The sequence below is a fragment of the Pyxidicoccus xibeiensis genome (assembly GCF_024198175.1).
In the GTDB taxonomy this organism is placed as follows: domain Bacteria; phylum Myxococcota; class Myxococcia; order Myxococcales; family Myxococcaceae; genus Myxococcus; species Myxococcus xibeiensis.
On the sequence record NZ_JAJVKV010000005.1, the window covers coordinates 515,718 to 534,525 of the forward strand.

General features: G+C 68.9%; 13 protein-coding genes and 1 pseudogene. 9 read left to right on the plus strand and 5 right to left on the minus strand.

The annotated features are described in order from the left end of the window. Nucleotides 1–41 precede the first annotated feature (41 nt). Nucleotides 42–830, plus strand: a complete 789-nt coding sequence (locus LXT23_RS24670; protein WP_253982736.1) for an SMI1/KNR4 family protein — start codon at nt 42–44, stop codon at nt 828–830. Between the two features lie 133 nt (nt 831–963). Here the strand turns inward: LXT23_RS24670 and LXT23_RS24675 are convergent, their stop codons facing one another. Together LXT23_RS24675 and LXT23_RS24680 are read right to left on the minus strand one after the other, a co-directional pair. Further along, complete coding sequence (locus LXT23_RS24675; protein WP_253982737.1) at nt 964–2,595, minus strand: sulfatase-like hydrolase/transferase; 1,632 nt, start codon at nt 2,593–2,595, stop codon at nt 964–966. A 117-nt stretch (nt 2,596–2,712) separates the two neighbouring features. Then, nucleotides 2,713–3,375, minus strand: a complete 663-nt coding sequence (locus tag LXT23_RS24680; protein WP_253982738.1) for a glutathione S-transferase family protein — start codon at nt 3,373–3,375, stop codon at nt 2,713–2,715. A 106-nt stretch (nt 3,376–3,481) separates the two neighbouring features. Between LXT23_RS24680 and LXT23_RS24685 the strand changes: the two genes are divergently transcribed. Next, nucleotides 3,482–4,348 (plus strand): AraC family transcriptional regulator, encoded by an 867-nt coding sequence (locus LXT23_RS24685; protein ID WP_253982739.1) that lies wholly within the window; start codon nt 3,482–3,484, stop codon nt 4,346–4,348. 124 nt (nt 4,349–4,472) lie between these two features. Here the strand turns inward: LXT23_RS24685 and LXT23_RS50400 are convergent, their stop codons facing one another. Both LXT23_RS50400 and LXT23_RS24695 read right to left on the minus strand, forming a co-directional pair. Then, entirely contained in the window at nt 4,473–4,658 is a 186-nt protein-coding gene (locus LXT23_RS50400; protein WP_253982740.1) for a PhzF family phenazine biosynthesis protein, read from the minus strand. 86 nt (nt 4,659–4,744) lie between these two features. Continuing rightward, nucleotides 4,745–5,188: pseudogene (locus LXT23_RS24695) on the minus strand (aldo/keto reductase); the annotation flags it as partial. On the opposite strand from LXT23_RS24695, the gene LXT23_RS24700 reads away from it, so the two are divergent. Both LXT23_RS24700 and LXT23_RS24705 read left to right on the plus strand, forming a co-directional pair. Then, entirely contained in the window at nt 5,108–6,226 is a 1,119-nt protein-coding gene (locus tag LXT23_RS24700; protein ID WP_253983158.1) for a WD40/YVTN/BNR-like repeat-containing protein, read from the plus strand. The pseudogene LXT23_RS24695 and the gene LXT23_RS24700 overlap by 81 nt on opposite strands. 1 nt (nt 6,227) lies before the next feature. Next, nucleotides 6,228–6,461: a VOC family protein gene (locus LXT23_RS24705; protein ID WP_323379077.1), complete on the plus strand. Its 234-nt coding sequence runs from the start codon at nt 6,228–6,230 to the stop codon at nt 6,459–6,461. Nucleotides 6,462–6,483: 22 nt separating this feature from the next. Here the strand turns inward: LXT23_RS24705 and LXT23_RS24710 are convergent, their stop codons facing one another. Beyond that, the gene (locus tag LXT23_RS24710; RefSeq protein ID WP_253982742.1) at nt 6,484–7,080 is read right to left on the minus strand and encodes a TetR/AcrR family transcriptional regulator; all 597 of its coding nucleotides are present in this window, start codon (nt 7,078–7,080) and stop codon (nt 6,484–6,486) included. Nucleotides 7,081–7,284: 204 nt separating this feature from the next. On the opposite strand from LXT23_RS24710, the gene LXT23_RS24715 reads away from it, so the two are divergent. The 5 genes from LXT23_RS24715 to LXT23_RS24735 all read left to right on the plus strand — a co-directional run bounded on the left by LXT23_RS24715 (nt 7,285) and on the right by LXT23_RS24735 (nt 18,788). Then, nucleotides 7,285–8,031: an NADPH-dependent F420 reductase gene (locus LXT23_RS24715; RefSeq protein WP_253982743.1), complete on the plus strand. Its 747-nt coding sequence runs from the start codon at nt 7,285–7,287 to the stop codon at nt 8,029–8,031. Next, complete coding sequence (locus tag LXT23_RS24720) at nt 8,028–8,789, plus strand: NADPH-dependent F420 reductase (RefSeq protein WP_323379078.1); 762 nt, start codon at nt 8,028–8,030, stop codon at nt 8,787–8,789. The genes LXT23_RS24715 and LXT23_RS24720 overlap by 4 nt, the downstream gene beginning before the upstream one ends. A gap of 471 nt (nt 8,790–9,260) precedes the next feature. Beyond that, nucleotides 9,261–13,166 carry a CARDB domain-containing protein gene (locus LXT23_RS24725; protein WP_253982745.1) on the plus strand — a complete coding sequence of 1,302 codons (3,906 nt, stop codon included), beginning with the start codon at nt 9,261–9,263 and terminating at the stop codon, nt 13,164–13,166. A gap of 82 nt (nt 13,167–13,248) precedes the next feature. Next, nucleotides 13,249–17,973: a PKD domain-containing protein gene (locus LXT23_RS24730; RefSeq protein WP_253982746.1), complete on the plus strand. Its 4,725-nt coding sequence runs from the start codon at nt 13,249–13,251 to the stop codon at nt 17,971–17,973. Continuing rightward, nucleotides 17,970–18,788 (plus strand): hypothetical protein, encoded by an 819-nt coding sequence (locus LXT23_RS24735; protein WP_253982747.1) that lies wholly within the window; start codon nt 17,970–17,972, stop codon nt 18,786–18,788. Before LXT23_RS24730 ends, LXT23_RS24735 begins: the two co-directional genes overlap by 4 nt. Nucleotides 18,789–18,808 lie beyond the last annotated feature (20 nt).

The following is an 18,808-nucleotide window of genomic DNA, read 5'->3' on the forward strand; positions in this document are numbered from 1 at the left end:
CCTGTGCACCCACGACCCGAAAGAGCACGAAGGCCGACCCCATGAACACGAGTGCGTATTGGAGCGACCAGCTGGAGGGCTTCGTTCGCTACTTCGAGCGGCATACCCCTTGGCTGCCGCAGGCGATTGCCGGTGCGTCGGCGGCTCGCATTGAACACGCACAACGCCTGGCCGGCACGCTCTTCCCGCCCGAGTACCGCGCCTTCTTGCAGACCCTGGGAGAGACACGCCAAGGCGGGCTCGGCCCATTCTTGGAGCACATGAAGTTCGGCATGGACGCGCTCGAGGAGTTCTACAGCCAACCCGGCCTGCGCCCGCCCCGCCATGCCGTGTTTCTCTGGACCTATGAGTTTGACGCACCCTACGACATCTTCCTCGAGACACAGGGCGGCGAGCGTGACGTCCGCGGCCTGTTGCAGGCGGGCTGGTCCGTTGACGAGGACACGGGCGCCTTGCTCGAGGAAGAGCCGACCTTGATGCCGCTCGACGGCTCGTTGCTGCGCTTCCTCTACACGGAGGCCTTTCTCAAGCTGCGCAACCCGTTGCTGCCGCATAGCCTGCAACTGAGGGACCGCCGACATGCCGAGGAGTCGGTCGCGGCTCAACTCAGACTCCGAAACGGACTCGAGGAGACAGCCGCGCGGTTCGGGTTCACGGCAGTGCCCTACGCAGATGGAAATCAGGTCCTCTACGACAGGGTCGATGCGTCGCTCATGCTCTACGCGCAGCCCGGCGCAAACGTCGTCTACGTCAGTAGCGCCGATGAGCGCGAGCTGGGATTGCTAGGGGAAGTGCTGCGCGACAAGCTCGACCTGGCGCTCTGGCGCTAGGGACTGTCTCTGAGCGGGGGCCAAGTCCAGTAGCTGAATTGTCCGGCCCAACGGTACTGGTGGCAACGCAGCACCTGTCCCGCGTCAAGAGACCCGCCACGGCGAAGACGCGGGACAGGAGAGACCAGCGCTGTCAGCGGACCGGCGGGAACGGCGGCTGGCCGGCCTCGATCAGCTTGAGGTTCAGCTTGTCCTGCAGCTCGGCCCAGAGCGACTTCACCGGCTCGGTGACCTGGTTCGGCTGATACAGCAGGTTGGCCATCTGCAGGCTGTCCGCTTCCAGATTGTACAGCTCGTACTGGTACTGGCCCGGCAGGTTCGGCGAGAAGTACACGGCGTAGGTGAAGTGGCCGTGACGGATCGCGCGGATATGACAGAGGAACTGGAGATCGCTGATCATCGCCGACTCGTCGTCGTAGCAGAACAGCACCGTGTCCTGCACCCCGGGGCTGGGGAGGAGAATGACCGGTGCCAGGCTCTTGCCCTTCATCAGCGGGTACACGCCGGGGCCGCCCGCCAGGTCCAGCAAGGTGGGCAGGAAATCCACGTGGGCGTAGAGCGCCTGGGTCTTCTGCGGCTCCGCGAACAGCCTCGGATTCGAGATGACCAGCGGAATGTGGATGGTCTCCTCGTAGACGTTGTAGACCTTCTCCCGCAAGCCGTGGGACAGCCCCATTTCGCCGTGGTCCGAGGTGCGGATGATCAGCGCGTCATCGGTGAAGCCGTGCTCATCGACCGCATCCAGGAACTCGTTGACCCGGTCGTTCGCGTACCGCGTCATGTAGGCGTAGAACTTGATGTAGTTATGGATGTCGTTGGCCGGGTCCAGCTGGATGCCTCCGCGGGGGTCCCCCGGTAGCGGGGGCGCGCCGCCGGTCAGCGTCTCCTGGCCGATGATTGGCTGCCCCGCGTTCAGGATGTCGCGGATATGGGTCTGGATGGTGGGTTTGGTCACCAGGCTGTCCACCGCGTTGGGCGGCAGCTTGATGTCCAGATTGGCAAGGTCCTCCGGGCCGTAGCCGAAGCTCTGCCAGCCCCAGGGAAAGAAGTTGATGTCATGCGGGTTCACGAATGACATGAACATGAGGAAAGGCCGCTGGGCGGCGGCGTCCTTCCTCTTCCGGCCGAGGGCCCGCGCCTCCAGGAACTCGATGGCGCCCTCGCCGAAGCCGTGGGCTTCCACCCCTTTGCCGTCCTTGTGCAGGTAGCGCTTGTCATTGGCTGCATTGACGCGGCCCGGAGTGCCCGAGCCGGCGGTGGCCCAGGACTCGTAGGTGGACAAGCCGGTCACCGTGCCGGCATCCGGCGGGTTCCAGTCGGAGAAGCCGTATTGCTCCTGCATGTTGGTGATGTCGTACTGCGTCCATTGCATGACGTCGGCTGGCGAGGACAGGTGCCATTTGCCCTTCCAGATGACGTCGTAGCCCTGCGCTTGCATCAGTGCCGCGAGCTTCGGGATGCGCGGGTCGGAATAGGACAGCGTGCTGGGCGTCATCGCCAGCCCGGTGAGGTTGCTGTAGTTGCTGGTCAGCATCACACCGCGCGAGGGCGTGCACATGCAGGCGGAGGTGTAGGCTCGCTCGAAGGTCAGGCCGTGCCGCTGGAGCCGCAGCCAGCTCGTGAGCGTGTCCTCAAAGCCATCCCAATGGGTCGGGTAGCGCTCCTGGTCGGTGAGAATGACGATGATGTCAGGCTTTTCCGGCAGGCCTTTACTTGTGTAAAGGGACTTCATTTCGGTCATTGCGTCGCTGGACGGCTTTCCCATTGTGTATGACCCTCCTGGACTGGATAGGTATACGTGGCATGGGCGCGTGAACCTGGATCTACGCGGGGAAACTCAGCTCTCGGTCGGCTCCGGTCGCGAGGGTGACGGCGCTCTCGGTCATGGAGTGGCCCCCAACAACGGTGTCATGTCCGGGTCCGCCTTCTGCATCGCGCGCTGATAGGCGGGGCGCGCGCCGATCCGCTGCAGATAGGCCAGAATGTTCGGCCACGGCGAGAGGTCATACGGCTTGAACAGCCGCATGGTGGTCAGCGAGAACACCGTCATGATGTCCGCCGCCGTCAGCTCCGGACCGGCGAGATAGGGCGCCTCACCCAGACGCTTCTCCACCGTGGAGAAGACGAGGTTGAACCGCTCCTTCGCCGCCTGCAGCGCCGCATTCTTCTCGGAAGGATCGACGCGCTCCAGATACCTCACCTGCAAGACGACAGGCTGCAAGGTCCCGTTGGCGAAGTGGAACCAGTAGAGATAGTCGGCGAAGCCGGGCTGGCCGCGCATCACTGCGAGCCGTCCCTGGCCATGGGTCGCGATCAGATAGTCGGCGATTGCCCCGGACTCGCCGAGCACCCGTTGCCCGTCGGTGATGATGGGCGCCGTCCCCATCGGGTGCAGGGCCTTGTATTCCGGCGGCGCCAGCCTGTTGTCCTTCCGGCGCTCATACCGTTTCAGCTCATATTCGAGCCCAAGCTCCTCGCAAAGCCAGACGATCCGCTCCGATTGGGAACGCCCGAGGTGATGCACGGTCAGCGTGTTGTTCGTCATGAGCCCAATCTACGACTGCACCTCGTGAGGTGCTTGCCGGTAGCTCTTTGCTTCTTGCTCGATCCTCTCGCCGGAGACAATAACGCGAGGGTGCTACGCTCGCTGCATGGACCTCGCGGACCTCGCCGAACTCGCAGCGCGCCAGCTTCCTCGCCCTGATGGCCGCGCCAGCCAGTACGTGCGGCCGCTGAAGAACCTCGGCATCCTCCGGCACCACCAGCCGACATCGTTCGAAGCGGCGATCTACGAGCCGGTCATCATCCTCGTCCTCCAGGGACGAAAAGAAACGGTACTGGGAGCCGATTCGTTTCCGATGGGCGTTGGCGAGTGTCTGCTCGCCAGTCACGACCTTCCAGTGATCGCACGCGTCACGAAAGCCCCATACCTCGCGCTGCTCTTCGCTGTGGAACTGGACACGCTGCGCGACCTGTACGAGGCAATGGCCGACGCGCCTCCCTCCGCCGCGCAGTCTTGCTCGCTCTCAGTCCACACCTGCGATGCGAAGCTCGTCGACGCGCTCCATCGCTATCTCGCACTCGCGGCTGCGCCGACGGATGCGGCGGCGCTGGGGCCGCTCGTCTCGCGCGAGATCCACTACCGGCTCGCGACGGCGCCGTTTGGCGGCATGTTGCGCGACCTGCTCCGCCATGACAGCCACGCCAGCGCGATCGCGCGAGCGATCGCCCAGCTGCGGCGGGACTTTCGATCGCCCGTCGAGATCCCCAAGCTCGCGCGCAGCGTCGGGATGAGCGCGTCTTCGTTTCACAAGCACTTCAAGACGATCACGGCGTCGTCACCGCTTCAGTATCGAAAGGGCCTGCAGCTCCTTGAGGCCCGCCGCCTGTTGCGCGCCGGCACGCTCTCGGTTTCCGAGGCGGCATTCGATGTCGGCTACGAGAGTGCCGCACAGTTCAGCCGCGATTACAGGCGCAAGTTCGGCGCCTCGCCGAAACACGACCTCCCGGCAGTTTGATCGCCGTTCCAATCCCGGGCGCGGCGGCCGGATTGACGCCATCGAAGCCGGCCAGGTGGAAAGCCTCTCGACGGCGCATTCCCCACGCGGCTTCCGTCGTCGTTGCACGGAATCTCCGCCCGCTTCACAAGGCTTCGAGGTGGATCGTCAGGTGCCCTTCGAGATACGTTACGGCGCCCAGCTTCTCGGCCCAGTAGGGCACGAGCGAGCAATGCGCGGAGCCGGTGACAGGGTCTTCGAAGATGCTGGCCTGAGGCGTGAAGTATCGCGATACGAAATCGACGTCGCGCCCCTTGGCGGTTGCAACCACACCCCCGGGTCGAGGTTGATGCGGTCGAGCAGGTTCCGGTCGGGAGTGAGGCTCCTGATTGTGTCTTCGTCCTCGAACACCAGTACGTAGTGCCGCAGGCGCCGGGGGTTGGTACTCTTGGGCAGCACCGGGTATCCCTTCTGGATGCCCCAGCGCAGCAGCACCTGCGCCTCGCTCACCCCGTACCGGGCGGCCATCGCCTTGAAGGGGGAGTCGGCGCGCTGGCCGTCTGCCCGCATCTGCTCGGTCTTCGCGCTGTCGTGCCCGCGGGCTACCCGCCACGTCGAGAGCGGCACCAGGCTGCTATAGGCAATGGGGGTGATGCCGCGCCGGGCGAGGTCCTGCACCAGCGCGGGCTTCTGCGACCACGGGTGGAGCTCGAGTTGGTTGGCCTCGGGCTCCAGCCCTCCACCCTCAACAGAGTCCCTATCCAGCTTATGCTCGGCTGCATGCTCGTTCCGTTCAACCCGACGGCAAAGACCGTGGGCACGCCCAACGCGGCCAGATGCTGTGATGGGAAGACCGGTCACCCCGTGGTGCCGGTGCCGGAGTACTCGAAGACGCGCTCGGCGCTTCCCGGTGGCGGTACGCGTCCGCGCGGTCTCAAGACCCACCAGAACGTCGACGACAACACCCTGTCGGACCGCGGAGCCGAAATGGCCAGGCCTGAACTCTTCTTTTCCGACGGCGTGGCCATCGACGGCGACCAGTTCTTCTTCGGCGCAGGCATGCACGAGCACCGTGACGCTGATTCGTCCGTCATCGGCTGTCTGCTCGACGGCGAATGGGGCTACCACTCGGTCGAAGAGGACTTCATTACTTCGATTACCTTTGTGCGCGAGCGGGCCGAGGTGGTGGCCCTCGGCAAGAATGGGCTGGTCAAACATGCGACGCCCCGCAAGGCGCAGCTGGCAGTGGACAACATGGCCGGCCGGTTCCAGGCGGAGCAACTTCCAGGCGCCGAAGAGGCGGGGCCGATGGAGCGCGTCCGCGCGATCGGCTCAGCCGTCTTCGCGTGCGGCTGGGCCGGCCAGCTCTACCGTCGAAGCGGACGCGTGTGGGAACAGTTCGACCTCGGGAAGAAGGGCAAGAACCTCAACTTCATGGCGATCGATGGCTTTTCGGAGCATGACGTCTATGCGGTCGGGCTGAAAGGAATCATCTGGCACTTCGATGGCCGGCAGTGGCGAACGATCGACAGCCCGACCCACCAGAACCTCTACGACGTTCGCTGCCTCGCATCTGGTGATCTGGTGGCCTGCGGCGCGGAAGGTGGTGTCTTCCGGGGTTCGGGGCCACACTTGCAATCCATCGGCGATCCTTCCTTCGACGGCAACTGCTGGGCCGTGGAGGAATTCAAGGGCAAGCTCTACCTTGCGCTGTCGGACAACCGCCTGGCGGTCCTTCGCCAGGGTGGCCTTCGGGACGTCAAGATCCATCCGAAGGAACCGCGCACCACCTATCGCCTGTCGGCGACGCAGGATGTGCTGTACTCCTTCGGCCCGTTCGACATCGCGATGTTCGACGGCCGCAAGTGGCACGACGTGATCTGCCCGGAGAACACCTGAGGTGGACATCCGGCCTGCTCCCAGGAAGCAGCCCCTGTGTGCCCTTGAACGGCGGGGGAAGAACCACCGCCAGCCCATGGCGTGTGGCTGGTTGACCGACCGCTTCGGCCTGTGCTGGCAGGTGGTGCCACGCAATGTCGAGGAGCTGGTGAGCCATCCCAAGGCCATGCAGGCCATGATGGGCATGATCAAGATGGACATCGCAGCGCTGGAAGCCGCGGCGCGCGAGAGCTGACCCCGGGAGCGCCCCCTACGCTTCAACCCTGGTCGGAGCCACTGCTATACCCGGTCTCGACGATGGTGCGCACGGCGGTGAGCGAGGCGTCGTCGGCGGCGCCGGTGCCCTTGAGCCAGGCGACGGAAATCGCGGTGAGGAACAGGTCGTAGCCCCTGACCGAGGAGCGCGCGTGGCCCCCGAGCTGCGCGGCCTTCAAGTACTCGTTCGTGGTGGCGATGAGGCTGTCGCACGGAAGGGTCAGCGGATTCTCCGGCTCGCGTTCCCGAGCGGCGACCATGAGCGGTTCAGGCAGGCCGCTGAAGGCACTGAAGTAGTCCTCCAGTGTCCGCATCCACTGCCGGAGCGCCTCATCGGGGTCCGCGACCCGAGCAATCTCCGCGCGGCGCGCGACCAGTTCCTCCGAGCGCAGCTGCAGCACCGCCGCCAGCAGCGCCTCCCTCGTGGGGAAGTGGCGGTACAGGGTGCCCGGCCCGACGCCTGCCTCCTTGGCGACCGACTCCAGCGAGGTGCCAATCCCGTGCGCCAGGAAGTGGCGCTGTGCCACTTCCAGGATGCTCGCTCGGTTGCGCAGTACGTCTGCCCGCGGCTTGCGTCCCTCCGTCTCCCCGGTGCTCATCGGCCCATCCTCCTCAGCGGATCTCATCATATTGCGAAATGGAGGCTGCCTCCGTATTGTTTCCAGGGAAGCGGAGGCTGTCTCCGCTTCACCCGACCTCAGCCGAAGGACCGTCGATGACACGCCGACAGGGGCTCCGGTGCCTGCAGCTCACCCACGGCTACGGTCGAGTGAACGCCCCCAAGGAACACAAGGAGACTCGATATGAAGATCGGCATTCTCGGCGTTGGCCACATCGGCAAGACCCTGGCTCTCAGACTGGGTGCGGCCGGACATGACGTGAAGGTGGCCAACTCGCGCGGTCCGGAGACGATCGCGGCCGAGGTGCTGGCCTCTGGCGCACGCGCCGTCAAGGTCCCCGAAGCGGTGGCCGACGTGGACGTCGTCATCCTCTCGATTCCCCTGAACCGTCTCCCCGAGGTCGCGCCGCTGATGGCCCGCGTCCCACGCGAGACGGTGGTCATCGACACGTCGAACTACTATCCCGTGCGTGACAGCCGGATTGACGCCATCGAAGCCGGCCAGGTCGAAAGCCTGTGGGTCGTTGAGCGGCTGGGGCGGCCGGTCGCCAAGGCGTGGAACTCAATCGGCTCTTCCTCATTCGCAACCAAGGGAATGACCTCGGGGAGCCCGGGGCGCATCGCACTTCCCGTTGCGGCGGACCGGGAAGCGGATCGCAACGTGGCAATGGCGCTCGTCGAGGACACCGGGTTCGACGCAGTCGACGCGGGCACGCTTGCGGAGTCGTGGCGGCAGCAGCCAGGTGCCCCCTGCTATTGTACGGACCTCACTCGCGAGCAGCTGCCGACCGCGCTGGCAGCAGCCGACGCGGCGCGCTTGCCGAAGCGGCGCGACCTGGCCGTGGCGGCGTTCCAGGAACGGATGGGGGACAGCACCACGAATCCCGATGCGGACTTCGGAGTCCGCATCAGTCGCGCATTGTTCATGTGACTTTGCGCCGGTTGCGGTCGGTCCACTCCTCTCGCCAAACGAAACGGAACGTCATGGACATCGGAATCATCGGTTCAGGTCACATCGGCGGCACGCTCGCGCGGCAGCTCACGGCGCTCGGGCACCGGGTGTCGATTGCCAACTCGCGTGGCCCCGCCTCGCTGGCCGCGTTGGCGGCCGAGACGGGCGCGACTGCAGCGACCGTGGAGCAGGCCGCTCGTGCTCACGACGTGGTCATCGTCACCATCCCGCAGAAGGCCGTGTCCGAGCTGCCGCGCCACGTGTTCGCCGCAGCGTCCGCGGTCGTGGTGGATACCGGCAACTACTACCCGTCGCGCGATGGCCGCATTGCCGAAATTGACGGAGGGCTGGCCGAGAGCCAGTGGGTGGCGCAGATGCTGGGCCGCCCCGTGGTGAAGGCATTCAACAACATCGTTGCCAACAGCCTGGCCACGCGAGGCGTACCCGCCGGTACCCCGGGCCGTGTCTGTCTCCCCGTCGCTGGCGACGACGTGCGTGCGAAGCAGGTGGTGCTGGGCCTCATCGAGGCGCTGGGCTTCGACGGCCTCGACGCCGGCACGCTCGCCGATTCCTGGCGGCAGCAGCCCGGCACACCGGCGTACTGCCACGACCTCGGTACGGCCGGGCTGAAAGCCGCGCTGGCGCAGGCCGATGCCGGGAAGATTGCACACTCCCGCGCTGAGGCTGACGAGGCCGCGCGTCCGTACTTCGCACCGACCTCGGCTCGCTCGACCTGACGACAACCTCGCCACGCTGCTGGCGGAGGCAGGCGAGCTGGGTTGCTGCCTTCCGCGCGACACGCGGTTGCCATCGACCGTCCGTGAGCGGGTCCTCGAAGACCAGCGGGCGCGGAACGACATCTGCTGGGGCGTCTTCACCGGGTGACGCAGGTCCGAGACCTCACGCATTCGCGGTGCCGGGCCGAAGGGGAGCGCCGGGGCGCCCGAGGAGCCTGACGGTCCGGTGACAGGTGGCGCGCGCCCGGCAGCTCCTCCTCGAACGCAAGCACGGAGCCTCGGGGCGGGGCGCTGGGGACCCGCTGCCGTACCGGCAGGGCGGGCTGTGGACCCGGCGGCTACACGCTCCCGGGGCCGTTGCCTGGCGGAATACAACCGATGGGTGACGCGGCATCTCGCCCAGAGGGGAAGACCGCCCTGGCACATTCGTCGCACTGGGGAGCCAGCGCAGCTCCACCTCGCCAGGTCTTCATGCGCTCGCTCACCTTCCTCCTGTTGCTGCTCCCGCTGCCCGCTTTCGCGCAGGAGTTTGGCCCCGCCTACCACCTGTCCGGCGGCTACATGGCCCCCATGGGCGTCGCGGTGGACGCCCAGGCCCCGAGCCGCGTCCTCGTGACGGACCTGCTCGGCGCGGCTGCCTACTACGCGCCCGTGGGCGCGGTGACGATGGCGCCGGCCTTCACGGCCTTCGGCCACATGAGCGCGCCGATGTCCGTGGAGCGGCTGGACCTCCCCACGGGCATCGCCGCGGACGGGGCGGGCAGCGTGTACGTGCTCGACAGCGGGGTGGGGGAGGTGCAGCGCTTCGTGCGCGCTCCAGCACCCGTGGATACCTACGTCCATGAGCCCGCCTTCGTCGCGGCGACCGGGCGGAGCGCGGCGGGGCGCCCCTTCGCGGGCGCGCAGGACCTGGCGGTGGATGGCATGGGGCGCCTGTACGTCCTCGATGCCGGCCGCCAGCGCATCCTGACCGCGGTGGGAGCCGCCGCCACCGGGTGGACCGTGTACCGCGAGGACACGGGCATCCCACGCTCGTGCTCCGGCCTGGATGTGAGCCCCGGGGGAGAGCGCGTGTTCCTGGCCTGCGGCGGCGAGCAGCCCATCGTCGAGGTGCCGCGCGACATGCTGCTGCCGCTGCGCGTGCGGGGCATGTCAGGCGTGGGCCCGGGGCAGCTCAGAGACCCGCATGACGTGGTGCTGCGCTCGCCGGACGAGCTCGTCGTGGCCGACACCGGCAACCACCGCCTGGCGCTGCTCTCGCTGAGCACCGGCGCGCAGACCGAGTTCGTCCCGGCGGGCGGCCTGTCCCAGCCCGAGCGGCTCGCGCTGCACGCGGGGAACCTCTACATCACCGACACGGCGCGCGCGGAGCTCGTGGCGCTGGTGAGCGGGGCCGCGTCGGCGGCGGAGGTCTTCGTGCGCGACTTCGCCGGCGACACCGGGGAGGAGCCCGCCGCGGGGCCGCTGCCGCCAGGGCCCGAGCTGGCGACCCCCGACATCCTCGTCCGGAACACGCCCAACGTGGACCTGGAGCGCGCCGCGCGCGACGGACTGGACGCGTACGAGTTCCACACGCCGAGGATGGGCCAGAACAACTACGTCTACGTGGCCGTGCGCAACCGCGCCGCCGCCACGGCCCTGGGCGCTTCCGTGCAGCTCTACACCACGACGCCTGGCTCCGCGCATGCCTTCCCGGCCGACTACTCCCGCGACGACTTCTTCAGCGAGTACCACGCGCCCGATGACAACCGCCCTCGCCACACCCTCGAGGTGGAGCGGGTGCCCGCGGCGACGGGGGCGGGGACCTCCCTGGTGCCCGGCGTGACGGTGGTGGGGCCGCTCATCTGGCGCCCGCGCGCGCCTCGCGACGCGCCGACGTGGGACGGGCGCGTGGACCTGCTCGTGAGCCTCGTGCTCCCGGGGGACGAGACGGTGGCGGGCCCGGGGCTGGAGCGGGTGCGCCGGAGCAACAACCTGGGCCTGCGCCGCTTCACCGTGCAGCGCGGCCCGGCTCCCACGGGAGACCAGAACGCGCTGGTGGTCGTCGCCCACTTCCGCGGCCAGGACGCCAGGGTGGACCCGGCCCAGGTGCGCCTGCGGCTCATGCAGCTGGGGCCCTGGCTCGCGGAGGCCAGCGGCGGGCGGGCGGCCCTGCGCTGGGAGCTGGCCGGCCCCTTCGAGCTGAGCGGCCTTCGCGCCGACTACGAGAGCGCGGACCAGGACCCGCTCATGGAGCTGACGCGCGAGCTGCTCCAGCGAGTGGACCCGGCGCTGCTCGACGGGCCCACGGCGAGCCCCGACGATGACGTGAAGCGCCTGCTCGTGGTCGTCAATGACGAGGCCTTCGCCGTGGACCGCGCCACGCCCGGCGCGTGGCCCTACGAGGTGAATGGCGTCACGCGCTGGCTCTCCACCTCCGTGCACGGCCCGCTCAGCGAGCTGCCCGAGTACGCACACGGCTTCAGCCACCAGTTCGGCCTCCAGGACCTGCACCTCTACCCCGGGGCCGAGGTGCTCCCCGGCCTCAAGGTGCCGCTGGGCTGGGACCCCATGGCCCTTCCGGCCGCGCCCGCGCGAGCCGCCCCGGTGCATCCGCTCGCCGCCTCGAAGTCGCTCGCCACCTGGCTGGACCCCGGAGGAGGCGACATCCTCTTCATCCCACGCGCGCCGCGCACCGGCGCGGGCTCCATCCGGCTGCTCTATCCCGGAGCCGCCGCGAGCGCGGGAAGCTACCGCGCCGTCGCCATCGGCCTGACGCCGTTCGTCACCAGCTTCGAGGCCGAGCGCAACTTCTACTTCGTGGAGCCGCGAAGCCTCTCCGCCGGAGGGCTGGATGCGCGGCTGCCCGCGGGCGCCGAGGGCGTGCTCGTCTACGCCGTCAACCGCGACATCCCGCAGGGCGAGGGGGCCATGGTGGTGACGGACCACGTCTTCTCCACGCCGGGCGTGGAGGACGCGCTGGTGCCGCTGGGGCTCACGGAGAACATCCCTGGCCTGGGCCTCGCCGTGCGCGTGATGGCGCGGCGCGAGGGCGCCTCGGGTGGCTACGACGTGCAGGTGGACTACGCGCCACCGGCCACCACGGAAGTCGCCATCGACCAGAACCCGGAGGTGCCGTGGCTGAGCCCGGACATCTGGGTGGACGCGCCCACCAACGGCACGGAGATGAATCCCCAGGCGGCGCTGCCGGGAACCGAGCAGCCCGTGGGGGCCACCGACAACTGGCTCTACGCGCGCGTCCACAACCGTGGCGGGGTGAGTGCCTACAACGTGGAGGTGAAGTTCAGCCTCTCCGACCCGAACCACGCCCTGGGCCCGAGTGACCAGTTCGTCACGTACCGCAGCGTCATCATCCCGGAGATTCCGGCGGGCGGCTCCGTCAACGCGCGCGTCCTCTGGCGCCCGGCGCAGTCCGAGGACCCGCACCGCTGCGTGCTCGTGCAGCTGCGCCGGCTCGTCAACGACAGCAACCCCGCCAACAACGAGGCCCAGCAGAACTTCACCCTCGCGCAGAGCAGCGGCACCCCGATGGACGGGATGCTGAGGCGCACCCTGCTGTACTCGGCGACGGGGCTGGAGGGGGCGCCCGGCGTCGGCTTCACGCCTGCGAAGCTCGCCTTCCAGCTCCACAACACCTTGCCCGAGGGCGAGCTGGTGTACTTCCGTGCCCAGGGTGTCCCCGAGGGCTGGGAGCACAGCGTGTGGCCCGCGAAGCAGTGGCTGCCCCCGGGGGAGTACGCCTTCGGTGGCCTCGAGGTGAAGCCGCCCGACAAGGCGCCCCTGTGCAAGGACGTGCCAGTCCACATCTCAGCCTGGGCCCGGCGCTCCGACACCCTGGTGCGGCTGGGGGGCGCCACGCTGGAGGTGGCGCTGCGCGAGCGCACCGACACCACCCTGACGCTCGGCGTCTCCAAGTGCGACCCGAAGGAGTACCAGAACAAGCGTCCCTGCATGCGCGTCAAGCTCCAGGGCTGCACGACGCCCAAGCGCCCGCTGGAGGCGCTCAGCGTGCGCCTGCGGGAGCCGTCCGGGATGCTCGTCCACCACCAGGTGGGCACGGACACGGCGGGCTGCTTCGTGGTGACCCATCGCGCCTTCGAGGGCGGAGAGTGGGAGGCCACGGCCCTCTATCCCGGCACGCAGTGCTCGGGCTCCGCGCGCGCCAGCAAGGGCTTCTACCTGGACCTGATGCAGACGGGTGACCAGGACGGCGACGGGCTGCCGGACAAGGACGAGTTCACCGGAGACGCCGACGGGGACGGGCTGCTGAACCACCAGGACCCGGACAGCGACAACGACCAGGTCCTCGATGGCAAGGAGAAGCCCGGGGACGTGGACCTCGATGGGCTTCCCAACGTGCTGGACAAGGACTCCTGAAGCGCCAGCCCCCTTCCGGCCGCCGCTGCGTCCTCACGCCAGCGCGGCCTCACGTCATCGCCTTCCCGCAGAGGTCTTCCCCATGCGTTCGCTTCAAGCCCGCGCGCTGCCCGCCGTGCTCCTGTTCCTGCTCTTCGCACCACCCGCCCTGGCCCAGCGCTCCGTGGGCACGTTCTCCGAGCGACAGCTGGTGAAGACGGAGCGCACCTACACCCTCCAGGAGCCGGGGGGCACGCGGCTGGCCTTCGGCTATTCCGGGTGGCTCCCGAACTGCTTCGTCTCGGCGAGGCCGTCCCCCGGTGGGGCGGCGACCGTCTCGGCCCCTCCCAGCTCGGGCTGCCCCTATGCAGGGGGGAACTTCAACCAGTACCCCTTCCAGGTGCGCTTCCCCTCGCTGAGCGACCTCGGCACCTGGGCGGTGACGTGCCACTTCAACGTGAACGCCTACTACGGCGCAGATGCCAATGCCTGCGGCTACCACAGCGGGCATTACGGCGAATTGCTGTCCGTCACCTACAACATCACCGTCTACAACGACCCGCCGCGCGGCATGGTGGGCCTGAGCGGCACGCCCGCGCACAACGCCACCCTCACGCTGACCACCACCGCCGAGGACCCGGACAACGGGGGCGACCGCACCGCCGGCCTGCTCTACTTCTGGACCGTGGCCCCGCGGCCCCACCATCCGTCGACGGTGCTCTCCGACGTCGGTGCCAGGGCGCCCCGCATCACCTTCCATGGCGAGCAGGACCTGGGCACGTGGGTGTTCACCCTGAATGTCGAGGACAACGAAGGGGAGCGCGTGAGCCTGGGCAGCGTCACCGTGGACGTCCCCAACCCCACGCCCCGGCCCATCATCACCCCGCCGAGCGGACGCGTCCTGGTCAACCGGGCCTTCACGCTCTCCATGGACCCGCGCGACGAGGATGGCGGCGAGTACACGAACATCGCCTGGGACGTGCGGCGCCCGGGGACGGACACGTGGGCTCCTCCCCCTGGCACCTCGTCCCAGCCCACGCTGGGCTTCACCGCCAATGCGCCGGGCGCCTGGCGCTTCCGCGTCCGCGTCCGTGACAACGAGACGCCGCCCGCGGAAGGGGAGGGCGAGCTGACCGTCATGGTGGTGAACGACCTGCCCGTGGTGACGGTGACGGGCCCCCCGATTTCGCCAGCGAAGGTCTCCGTGGACAGCCCCATCCAGCTCACCGGCGCGGCCACGGACCCGGACGGGGGCGACATCGCCGGCTACCGCTGGGAACTGTTGCAGGCCCCCGCGCGCGCGGGCGTGCCCATCGGCCACGTCTACCCGGCCCTCCAGACCCTCACGCAGACCACCACCCTGGCGCACGCGGGCACGTGGGTGTTCCGCCTGCACGCCATGGATGACGAAGGGGAAGAGGGCTCCAGTGCGCCCGTCGCCATCATCGTCGACGCCTTTCCCGAGGCGAGCGTGCAGGGCCCTTCGGTGGTGGGGCCGGGCCTGAGCGGCGACCAGGCCTTCCCCCTGCGGCTGCGCGAGCAGTCGAGTGACCCGGACTCGCCGTGCCCCATGGACCTCGCGCGCTGCCACGTGTTCGTGGGGGGCGCGTTGCAGGCCCCCATCTCCGGGGGCGTGACGTCCCGTGGCTGGTTCCTGGACGCCTTCCCCCTGGAGTACGTCGGCCACTACCGCACCGGTCCCGTCTTCGAGGCACTGGGTGACCCGGGCATCGACAGCAGCTCCGAGACGCTGTCGCTGGGCTCGGGGCAGATTCTCCCCGGCACCTACCGCTTCCGGCTGGAGGTGCGCGACGCGGAGGGCAACCGCGTGAGCGCCTCACATACGGTGCGGGTGCTGCCGGTCCAGGTGAACCCGCTGCCCCATCTCACCGCCACCTCGCGCTTCTTCACCGAGGGCGGGGTGTTCCCCGCGAGCGTCTCCATCAGCGGCCATGGCAGCTACGACCCGGACGACATGACCGACCTGAGCTCTCCGGAACCGGGGCTCGGCATCGACCAGTACTCCTGGAGCGCGAGCCCGCCCGCGGGCTGCGTGGCGCCCACGCCTCCGACGGACGCCCATGCCCACACCTGGGAGCTCTTCCCGGCGGGAGCGACGCTGCCGGCCGCGTGTCTGGGCATCTGGCGGGTGCATCTGACGGTCACCGACAACGACCTGCCCACGCCCAATACCGGGGTGCTGACGCGGGAATACCTCTTCGGCAACTGCCGCACGGAAGGGGGCGTCTGCATCGACCGGCCGACGCAGGCCCATCCCGAGATGGTCGCGCCGGACAAGTCCCGGGTGGACATCGTCTACTCGCTGGACGAGGCCCTCTACCGCTGGCTGCTGGACTTCCCGGGCAGCTACACGCGCATCTCCATCCTGCCCGCCAGCAGCGAGACGGCCGTCTTCAGCACGGTCCGTCTCAACGAGACGGGCTGGTATCCGGGGCAGCTGCTCCTGTACCCGTGGGACGGCCGCCGCGCGGATGGCACGCCGGTGCCCGCGGGAAGCTACGACGTGCGGGTGAGCGTCTTCAGCTCGGGGGGCGCCGAGCTGGCCACCACGCGCGAGCGCCTCGCGATTCTCTACGAGCACCCCACCATCGCCCTCACCGGCCCTGCCTACGTCCGTCACCCGTCCCTGGGGCCCACGACACCCATGCGCGTCACCTTCCAGGTGAACGGCGCCCTGTCCATGGACCAGGTGCGCTACCGGCTCGTCAACCTCGCGTCGCCGTCCGTCGAAGTGATGAGCGGCCGCCTCATGACGTGGGGGCCCGCTGGCTTCATCGACTGGACAGGCCTGTCGGGCAGCGTGCCGCAGGCCCCCGGCGAGTACGCCCTCACCGTGACGGCGTGGCGCGGGACGCTCCAGCTCGCCACCGCCACGCACCGCTTCACCGTGTACCGGATGCAGCTGGGACCCCAGCCCGGCCTGCCTGCCCCGGGCCTGGTGCTGATGGCCAACCTGGATGACGACAACCTGAGCGGCGCGCTGGACTCCACGGAGACCTCCGTGGCGCGCGAGAACGACCTGGTGCGCGTGGCGCTGCGGGTGGAGCCCGCGGGGCTGCGAGGGACGGCGACCCTGACGGCCGACGGTGCGGCCCCCTTCCCGGTGCGGGCCTGGACGGACCCGGCGAAGACCACCGAGCACGTGCTCCCGCGCCGGTTCTCCACTCCGACGGAGCTGGTGCCGGCCGAGGTGGGCGTAGAGGGCGTGCGGCCCGGCGCGGCCACGCTGGAGCTGGGCTTCGTGACTCACGATGGCGTCACCCTCAGCTCCGAGCGGATGGCGCTCCAAATCGTGGGACTGGAAGTGATGCGCGATACCACGGTGCCCGCGGACCACGTCCCGGACGCGCCGGCCTTCTCGGTGGTGCCGGGCCTGTGGCAGGACGCGTACGCCGTGGAGGTGGTGAGCCCGTCCACGCTGCCGGATGGTGGCGTGGGTGACGCGGGCCCTGGCGTTCCCGTCTACGTGCGAAATCACGTCTCGCCGGGGCAGCACTTCATCGACCGGGACCCCGCGCGCTTCTACGTCCGGGTGACGGACCCGTCAGCCAACCACGACCCGGGCGCGGTGGAGACGGTGGAGGCGAGGCTCGGGACGCTGGACTCCGTGCCCTCCAGCCTGGCCGGCGGCTACACGGACTCGCCCGACATGCTGGCTCTGCGGGAGACCGGGCCGGACACCGGCGTGTTCGTGTCCGCCTCGCAGCTGCTCACCACCAACGACGACCTCATGATGAACCCGGACGACCAGTTCCGGGCCCGCGACAACCAGCTGGGCTTCGTGGCGGATGACACGACTGGAGACCGCACCCACCGGCTCGGCTTCAACGGCGCCGGCTATCTGCGCGGGGGCGTGATTGCGCTCTACACCTCCCCGGATGGCCAGCTGCACCAGCTGGAGGTCCCCACCTGCGGCCGAGCCCCCGAGGAGCGGCGGGTGCTGCGCCTGCATGTCCACATCTGGAACGAGCCCTTCGTCGATATCGGGTTCCTCAACCCGCTGACCGGGATGGAGGAGGGCGACAACGACCACCGCTTCAACTACGCGGACCTCAACGGCAACGCGGTTCACGACGTGACGGAGCCCAGCGAGCGCTACGCGGACCTCAGCGAGGGCCAGTGGACCTTTGTCGCTGGGGGGCCCGGGCCCGTGCTCCCGGATGGTGGCGTGGGGCTTCCCGCGCAGCTCAACGCCCGGGGGCCGGTGGTGTCGCGCGCCCAGGTCCTCGAAGAGGTGGCCAAGGCGCGGCTGGCATGGGCCCCCGCGTGCGTGGACGTGCAGGTCGTGGACATCGTGGAAGAGGATGCACCCCGCGACCGCGCCACGGGCTCGGACGTCCTGCGCGACGTGGCTGTCACCGACGTCCGCACGGGCATCTACGAGCCTGCGGTCATCCAGGAGCACTACGCGCCGCACATGCGCCCTGACGTCCTGGAGGTCTTCTACGGCCCACTGGAGATCTTCCTGCAACACACGTCCGCCTACGCCGTCACGTACTTCCCCGCCGTCGACCGCCTGACAGGCTCGGGGACCAGTACGTGGATACTGATGCGGCCGGACACCCCGCTGGACCGCCGGGTGCTGGCGCACGAGATTGGCCACGCGCTGACCAATGACACGGACTACACGGGCCCGCAGTGGTGGTTCTTCCCACAGGTGAGTGGCGACGTGGGTGACGAGGGTGACAACGACCTCCTCGTCATGCGCCGCTTCCCCGACAGCACGCGCGAGGCGGCTCGCTCGGTGCGCGACGCGGGCGTCGATCACTTCAGCGACCCTGGCAACACCCTGCTGGTGCAGCCATGAGTCTTCGCTCCCGGCTCCCCGACCCGGCCCTGCCTTCCACCTCCGAGGACTCCATGCCTTCCCACCTCCTGACGCGCCCCGAGCTCCGCGCGGCTCCGATGCGCCTCCCCGTGTTGCTGCCGGCGGTGCTGCTGCTCTTCACCGCGCTGCCCGCGCTCGCCCTGGAGCCCGCCGAGGCGGACCAGCGCATCGACCGGCTGTGCGGCACCTTCCATGGGGTGGCGCCCCAGGGCGGTCCCGAGCCGCTGAAGTGGCTGGAGGAGATGAAGGACGACCCGGAGCCGTACACCGACCGGCTCAATGAGCGACTGGAGCCCGCGCGCGTCGATGCCGCCGCGGGAGACCCCGTCGCGCTTCGCCGGTTGCTCTGCGCCACGGGCCTGCTGGGCGCGCTGAAACACGACCGGGCCCTCGAGATGTTGGAGGCGCGCGCGTCCAAGCTGCGCGGGGAGCGGCTGGTGCGGCAGAAGACCCTGGACACCTTCCGCGCCACGCTGGGCCCCAAGTCGGAGCCCAAGGAGCACGACAGGCTGCGCTTCTACATGAACGTGCTCTCGGCCTTCCTCGCCGTGGAGCGCGCGGCGGTGGGCACCCTCAGCGAGGCCGGAGACGCGCGGCTCGCGCCCCTGCTGGTCAAGTGGCTCCAGGGAAGCGAGCGCCACCTGTGGCACGAGTACGTGGACTCGCTGGAAGTCACCTCGAAGGGGACGCCGGAGGTGGATGAGCCGCTGATGGCCTTGATGAAGGACCCGAAGCGCGACCGGGGCCTGCGTCGCCGCCTGTCGGTGTACTTCTACGGGGGGCAGGGGAAGTAGGGCGGGGACGCCCCCTCACG